Here is a 15,981-nt window from a genome sequence, read left to right as displayed (position 1 = left end):
GGTTCAATCCTTCGACTTGAGCCATGTCTTTTCCTACTTCATAAATTAATGAAGTGGCACACTCAAGTGATACAAAACCGCAGCGGGAAGCCGCTCTAGGCATAAAACCCGCGAGAAGCGCGGATTTGAGATGAATAAGGTGACGAGCCTTGACCCCGGCACTGACTCCACAGTTAGGGCTGCTTGGTTCCCCACCTGACCCGGTTGGCCGCTTTACCATGCGGGAAGGCCCGTCACCCTCGATTGTAAGGGACTTGGGAATGACCCCTCTGGCATACCCCCATCAGTGAAAAGGGCACCGAGCGATCTATTCCAGCCGGGGCCGCGGGACTGGCTTTGCCAGACCGCAGGCGCAGCGGCCCCCTCGGGGGGCAGCGCATTACACGAAGTGAAAAGCGTGGGGGCCATATCCTAGAATGGGCGGATGTCCTATCTCGTTCTTGCCCGCAAATACCGTCCCAAAAATTTCTCGGAAATGGTGGGGCAGTCGCATGTGGTGCAGGCACTGGGCAATGCCCTTGCAACTCAGCGTTTGCACCATGCCTACCTTTTTACCGGCACGCGGGGCGTGGGCAAGACGACGATTTCGCGGATTCTGGCCAAGTCGCTCAATTGCGTGGGCCCGGACGGGCAGGGCGGCATCACGGCCACGCCCTGTGGTGTGTGCCAGGCCTGTACCGACATCGACAGCGGCCGTTTTGTCGACTACACCGAGCTGGACGCTGCGTCCAACCGCGGCGTCGATGAAATTGCGCAGTTGCTGGAGCAGGCTGTTTACAAACCTGTCGTCGGCCGTTTCAAGGTCTTCATGATCGACGAGGTGCACATGCTCACGAACACGGCGTTCAACGCCATGCTCAAGACGCTGGAGGAGCCTCCTGAATACCTGAAGTTTGTGCTGGCTACGACCGACCCGCAAAAAGTGCCGGCCACCGTACTGTCGCGTTGCCTGCAGTTCAACCTGCGGCCCATGGCGCCCGAGACGGTGCTGGAGCACCTGATACAAGTGCTGGGCGTTGAAAACGTTCCGGCCGAGCAGCAGGCGCTGCGCCTCTTGGCGCGTGCGGCGCGCGGCTCCATGCGTGACGCCCTGTCGCTGACGGACCAGGCCATTGCCTTTGGCTCTGGCAAGCTCGAAGAAGCCAGTGTGCGCACCATGCTGGGCAGCGTGGACCGCAGCTATGTCTACCGCCTGCTTGATGCCCTGGCGCGCGGCGACGGCAAAACCGTGGTCGAAACCTCCGAAGCGTTGCGGCTGAACGGCTTGAGCGCGGCTTCCACCCTGGAGGAAATGACGACGGTGCTGCAACGCATGGCGGTGTTGCAGGCCGTACCCGAGATGGGGGCGGGCGACGACGGAGCCGACCCGGATATCGCGGAGACGGCGCGGCTGGCCCAGGCGCTGCCCGCCGATGAAACGCAGCTGCTTTACAGCCTGTGCCTGCATGGCCGCGGTGAACTGGGCCTGGCGCCCGACGAATACGCGGGCCTGACCATGGTGCTGCTGCGCCTGCTGGCCTTCAAACCCTCGGCTTCGGCTACCACCCATGCGGGGGGTGCCGCCGAGCCCGGAAAAAAGCCCCAGCCTGAGGTGGCGCGGGCCCATGCGCCCGAGGCTTTGCCTGAACGGCGTGCGGCGCCGGCGCCTGCCGCTGCACGCGAACCTGCCCATGATGAGCCCGTGCCCGCTGCGCCGCGTGTTTCACAAGAACCACCCACCGCTCAAAATTTTGAGAAAAAACAGCCTGTAGCCCAGACGGAACGGGCGCAAGCAGCTATCAATTCAGTAGCGACTCCCGTGACGATGCCGGAGCGGCCAGTGCCGCAGCAGCGCCCGCAGCCGGGCATGCCAGCTGCTGCCGTCGCGCCTCTGGTGCCTGTTCCGCACGGCGAGGGCTGGAGCCAGACCGTCAACCAGCTGGTGGCCGCCGAGGCCGTGGCGGCACTGACGCGTGAACTGGGCCTGCAGTCTGAATTGCGCAGCCAGGCCGATGGGCTGTGGACGCTTCGGGTGGAGCGCGAGTCGCTGAACCAGGCGGCAGCGCGTGAAAAGCTGCAAGCCGCGCTGCAGGCGCATCTTGGCGACGCGGCCCTGCGGCTCGCGGTGGAAGTGGGGCCCGTCACCGACACCCCGGCGCGCCGCAATGCGGCGGCGCAAGCCGAGCGCCAGCGTGCGGCCGAAGAAATGATCCAGAACGACCCGTTTGTGCAGGACATGATTCGCGACTGGGGCGCCAAAATTGTCCCCGGCAGCATCCGGCCGCTGGCCGCGAAGTCGATATGATCAAAGGCAGGTTTTAAAACCAATTTCTGCCCCCAATTTCGACGCAATTTCAGACGCAAAGCACACCTCGATTTCAAGTTTTAAAGGAACTACCATGTTTAACAAAGGACAACTCGCGGGCCTCATGAAGCAGGCGCAGGCGATGCAGGACAACCTCAAGAAAGCCCAGGAAGAACTGGCATTTGTGGAAGTCACCGCTGAGGCCGGCGCCGGTCTGGTGAAGGTCACCATGACCTGCAAGCACGATGTCAAACGCGTTGAAATTGACCCCAGCCTGCTGACCGACGACAAGGACATGCTGGAAGACCTGGTAGCCGCTGCGTTCAACGCGGCCGTGCGCAAGGCCGAAGAAGTGAGCAACGAGAAAATGGGCAAGCTCACGGCCGGTATGCCCGGTCTGCCTGGCGGCATGAAGCTGCCCTTCTAAAGTTGTGAGCCCCCACGGTCGCTCACTGCGTGTAGCTCCCTGCCCCCCGAGGGGGCCGCTGCGCCTGCGGCCCGGCAAAGCCGGTTCCGCGGCCCCTGCTTGCGAAAGCGGGTACAACGCTCGGTCGCTGCTGCCACATGGCTGACTCCAACGCTCTCGAAGGCCTTACCCAGGCCTTGCGCAAGCTGCCGGGCGTGGGCGCCAAGTCGGCCGCGCGCATGGCTTTTCATTTGCTGCAGCACGACAAGCCCGGCGCGCTGCAGATTGCCCGTGCGCTGGAGCACGCCGTCAATAGCGTGCGGCATTGCACCTTGTGCAACACGCTGACGGAGCAGGAGGTTTGCACCACCTGCGCCAACCCGCAGCGTGACCGCAGCAAACTGTGCGTGGTCGAAACACCGGCCGACCAGGCTGCCCTTGAGCGCACGCTGGCCTACAAGGGCCTTTATTTTGTGCTCATGGGCAAGCTGAGTCCGCTTGACGGCATAGGCCCCAACGACATCGGCTTGCAAAAACTGTTTGACCGCGTGGTGCCCAAGAACGAGCGCGGCGAGGCATTGCCGCCTGCATCGCGCGAAGTGCAGGAAGTCATCCTGGCGACCAATTTCACGGCCGAAGGTGAAGCCACTGCACACGTGATTGCACAGGCGCTGAAAAGCCGCGGCGTCCAGGTGACGCGCCTGGCGCGCGGAGTGCCGGTGGGCAGCGAACTTGAATACGTAGACCTGGGCACCATTGCCCACGCGTTGGTGGACCGCAGGTGAGGGCGGTGTTTTTAGTTTTATCTTGACAGCTTCATGCCCGCAGCGGGCGACCATAACGAAAGGAACTCACCATGACATTCGCACGCTTCACCATTGCCTACTGGTGTGTTCTGATTGCGGCCCTGTTGCCCATTGTGTGTGCCGCCATTGCCAAATACGGCACGATGAGCACCCCGCGGCGTGATGGTGGATATGACAACCACAACCCGCGAGGCTGGCTGGCGCAGCAAACCGATTGGCGTGCCCGGGCCAACGCCGCGCAAGCCAACACATTCGAGGCGCTGCCCTTTTTCTTTGCAGCAGTCATCATTGCGCACGTCCTGCAGGCGGGGCAGACACGGCTGGACATCCTGGCATTGCTCTTTGTCGTGCTGCGCATTGCCTACATCATGATGTACATCGCTGACCTGGCCAAAGCCCGCTCTGCCATCTGGGCGTGTGCACTTTTTATCAATATCGTCATTCTTTTTTCCGGCTTTCGTTGACACATGCGTCGGGCGTGTGAAAGTTACCTCTGGTAACGCGATCACCTTCGGTAAAAACCCGCACGGGATGACCCCGATGCGGGTTTTTTTATGCCTCGATAAGCTTGTGACATCAAAAAAAGAGAGAGGCTTGCATGAATCGCCAACCCCTGATTTCCCGCCGGGCTTTTGCCGGTGGCACCGCACTGGCAGCAGCAACGCTGGCATTGCCGGCGCTTCGCGCGCAACCCAGGCTCGAGAAAACAAAAATTGCGTTGGCGGTCGGCGGCAAGGCGGCGTTCTATTACCTGCCTCTTACCATTTCAGAGCAACTGGGGTATTTCAAGGCCGAAGGCCTGGACATTGAAATCAGCGACTTTGCCGGTGGTGCACGCGCGCTGCAGGCCGTGGTGGGCGGTTCTGCCGACGTCTGTTCGGGTGCTTTCGAGCACACCATCAATCTTCAGTCCAAAAACCAGATGTTCCAGGCTTTTGTGCTGCAGGGCAGGGCGCCGCAAATTGCTTTTGGCGTGTCAACAAAAAACATGCCCAACTACAAAACGGTCGCAGACCTGAAGGGCAAGAGAATCGGTGTGTCTGCGCCGGGCTCGTCCACCAACATGATGGCCAACCTGGTACTTTCGCGCGCGGGGCTCAAGGCCGGCGACGTGAGCTTTATCGGAGTCGGCACTGCGGCGGGCGCGCTCACTGCGCTGCGTTCGGGGCAGATCGATGCCATGAGCAATACCGACCCGGTCATGACCATGCTCGAGCAAAAGGGCGAGGTGAAGATCATCAGCGATACGCGCACGCTCAAGGGCACGATCGAAGTTTTTGGCGGTTCCATGCCGGCGGCCTGCCTGTACGCCCCGATAGAGTTCGTCCAGAAAAATCCCAACACTTGCCAGGCACTGGCCAATGCGATCGTGCATGGGCTCAAATGGCTGCAGACTGCAGGCCCCGGTGACATCATCAAGACCGTGCCCGAGAGCTACCTGCTGGGTGACCGGGCGCTGTACCTTGCGTCATTCAACAAGGTGCGTGAGTCGATTTCGCTTGACGGCATCATTCCTGATGACGGCGCGCGCACGGCGCTCAAGGCACTGGCAAGCTTTGACCCCAGCATCAAGGCCGACAAGATCGACATCGCCAAGACCTATACCAACGAGTTTGCGCGCAAGGCCAAGGACCGATTCAAAGCTTGAGCCCCCACGCTTTTCACTTCGTGTAATGCGCTGCCCCCCCCGAGGGGGCCGCTGCGCCTGCGGTCTGGCAAAGCCAGTCCCGCGGCCCCGGCTGGTGAAGATAGAGGCCCTGCGCAAGCACCTTGCTGTAAGCTCCCGCCATGCCAGAACCCGACGACGCCTGTGCCCTGGAGCTGATCAACATCAGCTGCACCTTTCGCTCGCGCGACGATGCGGGCCAGCGTTATGCGGCGGTAAGCGACACCACCTTGCGCATACGGGCCGGTGAATTCGTTTCGGTTGTCGGGCCTACAGGTTGCGGTAAATCCACGTTACTCAATATTGGTGCCGGTTTGCTGGAGCCGTCTTCCGGTGAGGTTCGGGTGTTTGGCCAACCGCTGGGCGGCATCAACACCCGCGCCGGCTACATGTTCCAGACTGAAGCCTTAATGCCGTGGCGCAGCGCCATCGCCAATGTGATGATGGGCTTGCAATACCGTGGTGTTCCGGATACCGAGGCCCGCCGCCAGGCGCAGGACTGGCTTGAACGCGTGGGGCTGGGCGAGTTCGGCGACCGCTATCCGCACCAGCTTTCGGGCGGCATGCGCAAGCGCACCGCACTGGCCCAGGTGCTGGCGCTGGATCCCGACATCATCCTGATGGACGAACCTTTCAGTGCGCTTGACATTCAGACGCGCCAGCTCATGGAAAACGAGGTGCTGGACCTGTGGGCCGCAAAAAAGAAGGCCGTGCTGTTCATCACCCACGATCTTGACGAGGCCATTGCCATGAGCGACAGGGTGGTGGTGCTGTCGGCTGGACCCGGCACGCATCCCATCGGCGAATTTGCCATCGATCTGCCTCGTCCGCGCGATGTTGCCGAGGTACGCAGTCAGCCGCGGTTTGTCGAGCTGCATACGCAGATATGGAATGTGTTGCGCGATGAGGTCCTTAAAGGTTACGCGCAGCAACTGAAGAAAGCGGCTTGAGCATGTGGCACCGCCTCAAACCTTCAGAAAACAACCTGCGCGCCTGGCAGCTGGGCTTGTTGGTACTCGTGCTGTTGGGCTGGCACCTGGCTTCGCGCGACCAGAAAATTGCTTTTTTCCTGGGCGAGCCCATCAAGGTCGCCGGCAGGGTGTGGAGCTGGTTCATGCCTTTTGGTTTTGGTGAAAGCCGCATGTTCCCCGATGGCTTGCCGGGCAATGCCGACATCTACCTTCACCTGGGCACCACGTTGCTGGAAACCGTGCTGGCCTTCGGCATAGGCACCGTGCTGGGCCTGGCGTGCGGCCTGTGGCTTGCCCTGGCCCCTACAGCCAGCGCCATCCTGGACCCCTACATCAAGGCGGCCAATTCCATGCCCCGTGTGATCCTGGCACCCATTTTTGCGCTGTGGTTTGGCCTTGGCATCTGGAGCAAGGTGGCGCTGGCGGTCACGCTGGTGTTTTTCATCGTGTTCTTCAATGTTTACCAGGGCGTGAAAGAGGTCAGCCCGGTGGTGCTGGCGAATGCCCGCATGCTGGGCGCCAACCAGCGCCAGCTGCTGCGCACGGTGTACCTGCCAAGCGCGACCAGCTGGGTGTTTTCCAGCCTGCATACCTCTGTGGGCCTGGCGTTTGTCGGGGCCGTCGTGGGTGAATACCTGGGCTCTGCGCGCGGAGTGGGCTACCTGATTTTGCAGGCCGAGGGCACGTTTGACGTGAACACGGTGTTTGCCGGCATCGTGGTGCTGACGGCATTTGCCCTGGTGCTGGACGGCATTGTTGGCAAGCTGGAGAAGCGGCTCATGAAATGGCAGCCGCGCACTGGTGAGACAGAAAAACTCTGACGTTTTCCCTGTACCGCAACTCTTCCTGTCGTCCTACAGCCTGCGGCCGGGTGGCTCCTTAAAGTCGTGACTGCCTGCACCGCTTCTGCCATGCGCAGCAGCGGCAAGCCGGCTTCACTCCAAGGACACACCATGAATCTTTCACTCAGCATCGGCCCCATCGTGTCGCTCATCGCGGGGATCCTTATCCTGCTGATACCGCGGCTGCTCAATTACATCGTGGCGATTTACCTGATCGTTATCGGCTTGATCGGTTTGTTCGGCAGCGGTTCGTTCAAGCTGTAGCAGCAGCCCCGCAGCTGGTGACTGCTGGAGCGCGTGATCCGGAACGTCAACGTTTTTTGGACTTGACGACCGTCTTGGTATTGCTGCGTTTGGTCACTTTGGCGGAACTGCCGCGACTGCGGCTGGAGGCTGAGGCCTGGCTTTTTGAGGCATGGCTTTTGACCGGAAGAAAAACCACCACCTGATGGCCCAGCTTGAACGCGCTGGAAGTGCTGACATTGTTCCATTCGGCAACGCTGGCAACGCTCAGGCCGTAGCGCTTGGCAATGGTTGCAACCGACTCGCCCTTGCGGGCCTTGACGGTGGTGCGGCGTGTCACGACTTCAGGAGAAAACGAGACTTGCGCGGTATCTGCAACGTGGCTGGTAACGTCGTTTTCCACCTTGGCGGAACGCGGCACCAGCAAGGTCGAGCCTGCCTTGATGAGCATGCGCGGCGGTATGTTGTTGACGCTGCGCAGATCGGCCTCACTCATGCCAGTGCGGCGTGCTGCTTCGGCCGGGTTCATGGTGCTGGGCGCCGACCAGGCGGTCCAGCTGGCATATTGCCCCTGGGTGTAGGCCTCGAAGTTGCGCTGAAACACCGTGGCGTTGTCCCAGGGAAGCAGTATCTGGGGCGTTCCTGCTGCGATGATGACGGGGCGATGTGCTGAAGGGTTCAGTGCCTTGAAGTCTTCAATCTTGACGTCCGCAAGGCGTGCGGCCAGGGCTACATCAATGTCACGTGTGATCAGCACCTGCTGAAAATAAGGGTGGTTTTCGATCAGCGGCAATTCCGTGCGGAATGCCTGGGGATTGGCCACAATGTTTTTGACGGCCTGCAGCTTGGGCACGTAGAGCCTCGTTTCTGCCGGCATGTTCAGGTCGGTGTAGCTGGTGCCCAGCCCTGCTCTCTGGTTTTTGGCGATGGCGCGGCCCACGCTGCCCTCCCCCCAGTTGTAGGCCGCCAGCGCCAGATGCCAGTCGCCAAACATGCCATGCAGCTTTTGCAGGTAGTCCAGTGCCGCACGGGTGGAAGCCAGTACGTCGCGCCGGTCGTCGCGGAAAGCGTTTTGCTTCAGGTCGAAATATTTGCCGGTGGCCGGCATGAACTGCCACATGCCGGCGGCTTTGGCGCTGGAAACGGCCTGCGGGTTAAAAGCGCTTTCGATGAACGGCAGCAATGCCAGTTCCGTCGGCATCTGGCGGCGCTCAAGTTCTTCAACGATGTGAAAAAGGTATTTGCTGGAGCGCTCGGTCATGCGCTGGATATAGTCCGGCCGGCTGGCATACCACTGCTCGCGATCCGTCACCAGTTCGTTTTGCAGGTCGGGCATGGCGAAGCCGCGGCGAATACGGTCCCAAAGTTCCTTGGGAGGTTCCGTGGAGGCGATCTGGTAAGAGCCGATCTGACCTGGTGTGATGGCTTGAAGTGGGCCGCCCGGCACTTGCGGTTTGGCGGCGGGGCCTGTTCCTGTTGTGAGGACCGGGTCACCCGGCATGCCGGGTGGCTGTGTGGCGCAGCCCGCCAACAGTGTCGCCACAAGCAGAAACGCCAGCGGAACAATACGGAAATTGATGAGATTGGGAAGAGGGGATGCTGCAGTGGTTCGGTCGTGTGGCGTCATTTGAATTGGTTTTTCCACTGCCGGATGGCGGCAAATACGGTGTTGTCGTCGCGGGCCGACGCATCAAAGTGCCGGGCAGCCGCCATGATAGTGGGTTGGCGGGTCCGCAAGAAGGGGTTGATCAGCAATTCCTGGGCCACAGAGGTCGGCAAGGTTGGCTTTCCCTGGGCGCGAAGTGCAACGCATTGCGCCTGATATGCCGCCAGGTCGGCATTTTCTGGCTCGACTGCCACGGCAAAGCGGAGATTGCTGAGTGTGTATTCATGGGTACAACAGACGACGGTGTTGCCAGGCAACGCAGCCAGCTTGTCGAGCGAGGCCAGCATTTGCGCCGGTGTACCCTCGAATAAACGTCCGCAGCCTCCCGAGAACAGTGTGTCGCCGCAAAACAGCAGCGGCCTGCCGTTCACGGCAAGGCCATCCGGCGCCGGGCCGCCCCAAGCCGGATGAGCCCCCTCGGGGGGCAGCGCATCACGCGAAGCGGAAAGCGTGGGGGCAAGGTAATAGGCAATGTGACCTGCGGTATGCCCGGGCACGTCGATCACCTGGAAATCCAGGCCGAGGGCCGTGAGGCTGTCACCTCCATTGAGATGTGTGTAAGGCTGCGGAATGCGTTCGGTGGCAGGGCCCCAGACTTGGGCGCCCGTCGCTTCGCGCAGGGCATCGACACCGCCCGTGTGGTCGGGATGGTGATGCGTGACTAGAATCGACTCCAGTTGCAATGCGTGCTGCTCCAGGGTGCGCTGCACCGGCCCGGCATCTCCCGGGTCCACGACCAGGGCACGCCTGCCGTCATGCAACAACCAGAGGTAGTTGTCGTCGAAGGCAGGAATGGGAATCAAATACATACAGTGGTCTCAATGAGCTCTGAAATTATAGGTTTGACGGACTGGCTGAAGACCCCTCCCGGTGGTTATCTTCTGGACTGGGAACGCACGCATTTTGACCAGGCCGTCAGTGACGTGTTTGGTTACCACGCACTGCAATTGGGCCTGCCGGAGCTCGACGCCCTGCAAGCCAATCGCATGCCGCACAAATGGCTGGCACTGGATTCCCTGCCGCCGTCGTCTGAACCCGGAAAGTCCCCGGCTACAGATACGAGCGGCCGCACGGCCGCAAGTTCCCGGCGCGCGGCGCTCCTGACCGATGCAGGAGCACTTCCCTTCCCGGAGAACAGCCTGGACCTGGTGGTATTGCCGCATACGCTCGAACTCAGCAGCGACCCGCATGCCAGCCTGCGCGAGGTGAGCCGGGTGCTTGTTCCGGAAGGTCGGGTGGTCATCAGCGGCTTCAACCCGACCAGTTTGTGGGGGCTGCGCCAGCGCCGCGGCCACATCTACCAGCGCTGGGGGTATGACAACCTGTTTCTTCCCAAAACAGGCGAGTTCATCGGCTACTGGCGCCTTCGCGACTGGTTGAGGCTGCTGGACTTTGAGGTAGAGTCGGGGCGCTTCGGCTGCTACCGGCCGGCGCTCACAAGTCAGGCCTGGCTGGACCGGTTCGAGTGGATGGATGCGGCGGGCGAACGCTGGTGGCCTATTTTTGGCGCTGTTTATTTCCTCGCGGCGGTCAAGCGTGTACGTGGCGTCCGGTTGCTTGAGCCCGCCTGGAAGGCGCGAAGGGCGCCGGCAACGGCACCCGCCGCGATAGCCAACAAGGAGCTGCTCACCCGTTCATCCCGCTCACAGCCGCCTGCCTGATTTTCTTTAACCACCGGCTGCTCTTTGGAGCTTCCCGGGAGCATTTGTAACGCATGACCGACACACCAACAGGCACAACGCCACAACCACAACACGTCGTGATCTATACCGACGGCGCATGCAAGGGAAACCCCGGCCCCGGAGGTTGGGGGGCGCTGCTGGCAATGGGCGGCACCGAAAAAGAGCTATTTGGCGGCGAACTTGGCACTACCAACAACCGCATGGAGATGACTGCCGTCATCGAGGCGCTGGCGGCGCTGAAGCGGCCCTGCAGCGTGACGCTTTACCTGGACAGCGAATACGTGCGCAAGGGCATTACCGAGTGGATTCACGGCTGGAAAGCCCGGGGCTGGCGTACAGCGGCCAAGGCGCCGGTCAAGAATGTGGATCTCTGGCAGCGCCTGGACGCCCTGGTCGTCTCCAGCGGCCACAAGATCGACTGGCGTTGGGTCAAGGGGCATGCCGGCGACCCGGGCAACGAGCGTGCCGACGCACTGGCCAACAAAGGTGTGGAACGCGCGCTCGGCCGCTTGTAACAAAGACCTGGCTGGGAGTCTGAAGACGGGGCGGGAACGCGCGCGCAAAAACACGCACCAAGCAGCCAAGGCCCACGTAAAAATTGCAAGCCCCGGGCGCACCATAAGCGTACATAGCATCCGTGCCGTTTTGGTCGCCCAGGGCGTTTGGTAAAGCCGTTGTAAAGCTACCGCGCTTACCCTGTGCAAAGGCCAGAAAAAGGCTGCGCGCGCCATGGTGTCCTGCTACATTGGAAGTTTGTATCTCTTTGTATAACAAGTTTTCCTCCCCATGGCATCAAAAGCAATTTACACAGCGGTCGCGATAGCGGGCATTGCGGTCGCCTCGGGTGCTGCCTGGTGGGTGCAAAAACCCAAGGCGCAGGGCGGTGCGGCCGAGTCTTCGCCGGTTGCCTCGACGGGCCAGGGCGCCGGCAATGGCACCAACGGCGCCGCCGCCGGAAAACCGGTGACCGTGGAAGCCGCGAAGGTGGAACTCGCCAGATTGTCGGATGACACCTCGGCCGTGGGCAGCCTGCGTTCGCGCCGTGGCGTGGTCTTGCGGCCCGAGGTCAGCGGGCGCATCACCCAGCTCAATTTCACCGATGGCCAGCGTGTGCGCAAAGGCCAGGTTCTGGTGCAGTTCGACGACCAGTTGCCGTTGGCGCAGGTGCAGCAAAGCCAGGCCGAACTGTCGATCGCGCGGGCCAACCAGAAGCGCAACCAGGAACTGGTGGCGCAAAACTTCATCAGCCAGCGCTCGCTCGATGAAAGCGCCGCCAACCTGCAGGTGGCCGAGGCCAAGCTGTCGCTGGCCAAGGCCACTGCCGCGCGGCTGAAGATCGTCGCACCATTTGACGGCATTGCCGGCATCCGGCTCGTCAACGTGGGCGACTACCTGAAAGACGGCGCGGACATCGTCAACATCGAGGACATCGAGGCCATCTTTGTCGACTTCCGGCTGCCTGAACGCTTTCAGAGCAAGGTCAAGCGCGGCCAGACAGCTGTGCTCGACATCGATGCCTTGCCCGGACGCAAGTACAACGCGCAAATCCAGGCCATAGACCCGTTGATCGACGCCAATGGCCGCTCCATTGGGATCCGGGGCTGCATCGACAACCGCCAGCTGCAGCTGCGGCCCGGCATGTTCGCCCGGGTCAACACGGTGTTCGGCGTGCGCGAGAACGCGCGCGTGGTGCCGGAGGAAGCGATTGTTCCGCAGGGCGGCCGGCAGTTCGTCATCAAGCTGCTGGAAGGCCCGAACGAGCAGACCCGCACCACCAAGCGCGTCGAAGTCAAAGTCGGTCTGCGCAGCCCCGGCAAGGTCGAGATCCTCGAAGGCCTGGAGTCCGGCGACGTGGTGGTTGCGACCGGCCAGCAGCGCGTACAGCGTGACGGCACTGTGGTGGCAGTGGTGGACCTGGCCGCAAATGCTTCTGCCCGCGCGGGCAACGCAAAAGCGCCTGCCGCTGCCGGTACTGCGCCCGCGGCAGCTGCCGCAACGGCCCCTGCGGCTGAGGCCGCGCCGGCCAAAGCTGTGGCCGCCGCCGCGCCGCAAGCACCACCGGCCGGCCCCAACCCCTGTGGCGTCGTGGTATCGGAAGCCCCGGGGGGCCTGGTGCCGGTGCGTAGCGTGGCCCCAACCGAGCGCCGCCCGGCCGGCCCGCCAGCCCGCGATCCCACTTGAGCGGCAGCCGCGCCGTAGCCCCCACAGGCCCTTATGCAACTCGCTGAAGTTTCCATACGCCGCCCGGTCTTTGCCACCGTGCTGTCTTTGCTCATCGTTCTGGTCGGTGCGGTGAGCTTCAACCGCCTTTCGGTGCGTGAATATCCCAAGATCGATGAACCCGTTGTGACCGTGAGCGTGCGCTATGCAGGCGCATCCGCGGAGGTCATAGAAACGCAGGTGACCAAGCCGCTGGAAGATTCCATCGCAGGCATTGATGCTGTCGACGTCATCACCTCCATCAGCCGTGCCGACCAGGCGCAGATCAGCGTGCGTTTCAGGCTCGAAAAAGACGCTGACTCGGCTGCCGCCGAAGTACGCGACCGCACGTCGCGCGTGCGCAACCGGCTGCCTCAGGCGATTGAAGAGCCTGTGATCGCCAAGGTCGAGGCCGATGCCTTTCCGGTTATCCAGGTGGCTTTTTCCAGCGATTCACTGACGCCGCTACAGATCAACGACCTGGTCAACCGCATTGTCAAGCCGCGCCTGCAGACCGTGACCGGCGTGGCCGACGTGCGCGTCTTTGGCGAGCGCAAGTACGCCATGCGCGTCTGGCTGGACACCGACAAGCTCGCTTCCTACAAGCTGACCACGCAGGACGTGGAAGACGCCATCAGCCGCAGCAACCTGGAGCTGCCGGCCGGCCGCATCGAGTCCCAGCAGCGCGAATTCAGCGTGACCTCGCAGACTGACCTGGTCAGGCCCGCGCAGTTTCGCGAGATCGTCATCAAGAATGTGAACGGCTTTTCCGTCAAGGTGCGCGACGTCGCGCGCGTGGAGGAGGGCGCAGCCGACGAGCGCACGGCGGTCAGGCTCAACGGCCGCTCCGCTGTGGCAGTCGGCGTCATCCGCCAGGCAACGGCCAACCCGCTGGACCTGTCCAGGGGGGTGCGGGAGGCCTTTCCCAAGCTGAAGGCTGACCTGCCGTCCGACATGCTGATTGACGTCGCCAACGACAACTCGGTGTTCATCGACCGTTCCGTGAACAACGTGTACCACACCATCGCCGAGGCGATCGTGCTGGTGGCCCTGGTGATCTTTGTGTTCCTTCGCACCCTGCGCGCCTCCATCATCCCCATCGTCACCATCCCGGTGAGCCTGATCGGCACCTTCGGCATGATGGCGCTGGCGGGCTTCACCATCAACACGCTGACCCTGCTGGCGCTGGTGCTGGCTATCGGCCTGGTGGTGGACGATGCCATCGTGATGCTGGAAAACATCTTCCGGCACATTGAGGAAGGCATGGACCCGTTCTCGGCCGGCATCAAGGGCGCGCGTGAGATCGGCTTTGCCGTGGTCACCATGACGGCCACGCTGGTAGCCGTGTATGCGCCGCTGGCGTTTACGCCGGGCCGCACCGGGCGGCTCTTCGTGGAGTTTGCCCTGGCGCTGGCCGGTGCGGTGGTGGTGTCGGGCTTTGTGGCGCTGACGCTCACGCCCATGATGTGCACCCAGCTGCTCAAGCACAATCCCAAGCCCAATCGTTTTGACCGGTTCATGGAGCGGGCGTTGACGTCGATTTCCGACCGTTACGGCTCGGTGCTGCGTTGGGTCGTCACCACACGTTACGTACCCGCGGCGGAGGAAGGCGCTGCCGGCCGGCCCTCGCTTGCCCAGCGACTCAAAGGCATGGCCTTGCAGGCCCGCTGGATTGTCATCGGCGTGATGGTGCTCAGTGCCCTGGCCATTGCGCTGGTGTTCCCGAGCATGAAGCAGGAGCTTTCGCCCATTGAAGACCGCGGGGTGATTCTGGCCAACGTCAATGCCCCTGACGGCGCCACGCTGGACTACACCAACCGCTATGCCAGGGCGCTGGAAAAAATGGGTGAGCCCTTTCCCGAGTTCGACCGCATTTTTGCCAACGTGGGCAACCCGACGGTGGCGCAGGCCAGCGTGGTGTACCGCACTGTTGACTGGGACAAGCGTACGCGCTCCACCATCGACATGGCACGCGAGCTGCAGCCCAAATTCAATGCGCTGCCCGGCGTTACCGCCTTTCCGATCACGCCGCCGTCCCTTGGGCAGGGCTTTCGCGAACGGCCGCTCAATTTCGTGATCCAGACCTCCGACAGCTACCAGAACCTGAACACCGTGGTGCGCCAGATGCTGGAGGAGATCGCCAAAAACCCTGGCATCGTCTCGCCCGACGTAGACCTGCGGCTGAACAAGCCAGAACTGCGCATTGAGGTGGAGCGGGACAAGGCGGCCGACCTCGGCGTCAGCATCCAGGTTGTCGCAAAGGCCATCGAGACTCTGCTGGGCGGGCGCAACGTGACGCGCTACAAGCGCGATGCCGAGCAGTACGACGTGATCGTGCAGACCGAAGCCAGCGGCCGCACAACGCCTGAAGACATCGACCGCATTTATGTGCGGGGCCGCAACGACGCAATGATTCCGCTGTCGGCATTGGTCAAGGTGCGTGAAAGTGTTTCCCCGCGCGAGTTGAACCATTTCGGCCAGCGTCGCTCGGTGTCCATCACGGCCAGCCTTGCGGGCGACTATTCGCTGGGCGAAGCGCTCAAGTTCATGGACCAGACCGCCGCCAAGGTGCTCAAGACCGGCTACAGCACCGACCTGAACGGCACCTCGCGCGAGTTCAGAAACTCGCAGGGCGCCCTGGCCATTGTGTTTGTATTGGCACTGGTGTTTATTTTCCTGGTGCTGGCCGCACAGTTTGAAAGTTTTATCGATCCGCTGGTCATCATGCTGTCGGTGCCGCTGTCCATGATCGGGGCCTTGCTGGCGCTCAAATGGTCGGGCGGCTCTCTCAATGTGTATTCCCAAATTGGTCTGATCACGCTGGTTGGCCTGATCACCAAGCACGGCATCCTGATTGTGGAGTTCACCAACCAGTTGCGCGGGCAGGGCATGGAAATGATCGACGCGCTGGTCAAGGCGTCATCGCAGCGCCTTCGCCCCATCATGATGACGACTGGTGCCATGGTGCTGGGAGCCTTGCCGCTGGCCCTGGCCAAGGGCGCGGGTGCCGAAAGCCGCACGCAGATCGGCTGGGTTATCGTGGGGGGCATGTCGCTGGGCACTTTGCTCACTGTGTTTGTGGTGCCCACGATGTACACGCTGTTTGCCCGCAAGGCGGTCCCAGGGGCCAACAAGGCCATTGCCAGGGAGCAACCCGATGAACACCTTGAACACCCGGAGTACGTGGCGAAATGATCGTGAGGAACCGCTTGCCCC

At 62.1% G+C, this 15,981-nt stretch carries 14 protein-coding genes and 1 other RNA gene; 12 read left to right on the top strand and 3 right to left on the bottom strand.

The window, feature by feature from the left end:
• Positions 1-138 precede the first annotated feature (138 nt).
• An RNA gene (ffs, locus tag AC1DWQ_RS18140) (signal recognition particle sRNA small type) lies at positions 139-235 on the bottom strand.
• A gap of 189 nt (positions 236-424) precedes the next feature.
• Here ffs and dnaX point away from each other — a divergent pair.
• From dnaX to AC1DWQ_RS18100, 8 genes are all read left to right on the top strand, one after another.
• Positions 425-2,284 (top strand): DNA polymerase III subunit gamma/tau, encoded by a 1,860-nt coding sequence (gene dnaX, locus AC1DWQ_RS18135; protein ID WP_477670873.1) that lies wholly within the window; start codon positions 425-427, stop codon positions 2,282-2,284.
• Positions 2,285-2,378: 94 nt separating this feature from the next.
• Positions 2,379-2,711 (top strand): YbaB/EbfC family nucleoid-associated protein, encoded by a 333-nt coding sequence (locus tag AC1DWQ_RS18130; RefSeq protein ID WP_457278639.1) that lies wholly within the window; start codon positions 2,379-2,381, stop codon positions 2,709-2,711.
• 137 nt (positions 2,712-2,848) lie between these two features.
• Entirely contained in the window at positions 2,849-3,475 is a 627-nt protein-coding gene (gene recR, locus AC1DWQ_RS18125; protein ID WP_457278638.1) for a recombination mediator RecR, read from the top strand.
• A gap of 71 nt (positions 3,476-3,546) precedes the next feature.
• A complete protein-coding gene (locus AC1DWQ_RS18120) occupies positions 3,547-3,960 on the top strand; it encodes an MAPEG family protein (protein WP_457278637.1) in 414 nt (137 codons plus the stop codon).
• A 134-nt stretch (positions 3,961-4,094) separates the two neighbouring features.
• Positions 4,095-5,144, top strand: coding sequence for an ABC transporter substrate-binding protein (locus AC1DWQ_RS18115; protein ID WP_477670872.1), 1,050 nt, complete (start codon positions 4,095-4,097; stop codon positions 5,142-5,144).
• A 140-nt stretch (positions 5,145-5,284) separates the two neighbouring features.
• Positions 5,285-6,112, top strand: coding sequence for an ABC transporter ATP-binding protein (locus AC1DWQ_RS18110; RefSeq protein ID WP_477670871.1), 828 nt, complete (start codon positions 5,285-5,287; stop codon positions 6,110-6,112).
• A 2-nt stretch (positions 6,113-6,114) separates the two neighbouring features.
• On the top strand, positions 6,115-6,954 hold the full coding sequence (locus AC1DWQ_RS18105; protein ID WP_477671217.1) for an ABC transporter permease: 840 nt from the start codon (positions 6,115-6,117) through the stop codon (positions 6,952-6,954).
• Between the two features lie 132 nt (positions 6,955-7,086).
• Complete coding sequence (locus AC1DWQ_RS18100) at positions 7,087-7,239, top strand: DUF3096 domain-containing protein (RefSeq protein ID WP_348050368.1); 153 nt, start codon at positions 7,087-7,089, stop codon at positions 7,237-7,239.
• 46 nt (positions 7,240-7,285) lie between these two features.
• Here AC1DWQ_RS18100 and AC1DWQ_RS18095 read toward each other — a convergent pair whose 3' ends face one another.
• Both AC1DWQ_RS18095 and gloB read right to left on the bottom strand, forming a co-directional pair.
• Positions 7,286-8,845: a transglycosylase SLT domain-containing protein gene (locus AC1DWQ_RS18095; protein ID WP_477670870.1), complete on the bottom strand. Its 1,560-nt coding sequence runs from the start codon at positions 8,843-8,845 to the stop codon at positions 7,286-7,288.
• Positions 8,842-9,693, bottom strand: coding sequence for a hydroxyacylglutathione hydrolase (gloB, locus tag AC1DWQ_RS18090; protein ID WP_477670869.1), 852 nt, complete (start codon positions 9,691-9,693; stop codon positions 8,842-8,844). Before gloB ends, AC1DWQ_RS18095 begins: the two co-directional genes overlap by 4 nt.
• A gap of 12 nt (positions 9,694-9,705) precedes the next feature.
• On the opposite strand from gloB, the gene AC1DWQ_RS18085 reads away from it, so the two are divergent.
• The 4 genes from AC1DWQ_RS18085 to AC1DWQ_RS18070 all read left to right on the top strand — a co-directional run bounded on the left by AC1DWQ_RS18085 (position 9,706) and on the right by AC1DWQ_RS18070 (position 15,960).
• Positions 9,706-10,545, top strand: a complete 840-nt coding sequence (locus AC1DWQ_RS18085; protein ID WP_477670868.1) for a class I SAM-dependent methyltransferase — start codon at positions 9,706-9,708, stop codon at positions 10,543-10,545.
• Positions 10,546-10,598: 53 nt separating this feature from the next.
• Complete coding sequence (gene rnhA / locus AC1DWQ_RS18080; protein WP_457278630.1) at positions 10,599-11,081, top strand: ribonuclease HI; 483 nt, start codon at positions 10,599-10,601, stop codon at positions 11,079-11,081.
• A 271-nt stretch (positions 11,082-11,352) separates the two neighbouring features.
• Positions 11,353-12,747, top strand: a complete 1,395-nt coding sequence (locus AC1DWQ_RS18075) for an efflux RND transporter periplasmic adaptor subunit (protein WP_477670867.1) — start codon at positions 11,353-11,355, stop codon at positions 12,745-12,747.
• A gap of 33 nt (positions 12,748-12,780) precedes the next feature.
• Positions 12,781-15,960, top strand: a complete 3,180-nt coding sequence (locus AC1DWQ_RS18070) for an efflux RND transporter permease subunit (RefSeq protein WP_477670866.1) — start codon at positions 12,781-12,783, stop codon at positions 15,958-15,960.
• Positions 15,961-15,981 lie beyond the last annotated feature (21 nt).

The sequence above is a fragment of the Polaromonas sp. P2_G11 genome (assembly GCF_056403595.1).
This window is presented reverse-complemented; position numbering and strand designations above follow the sequence as displayed.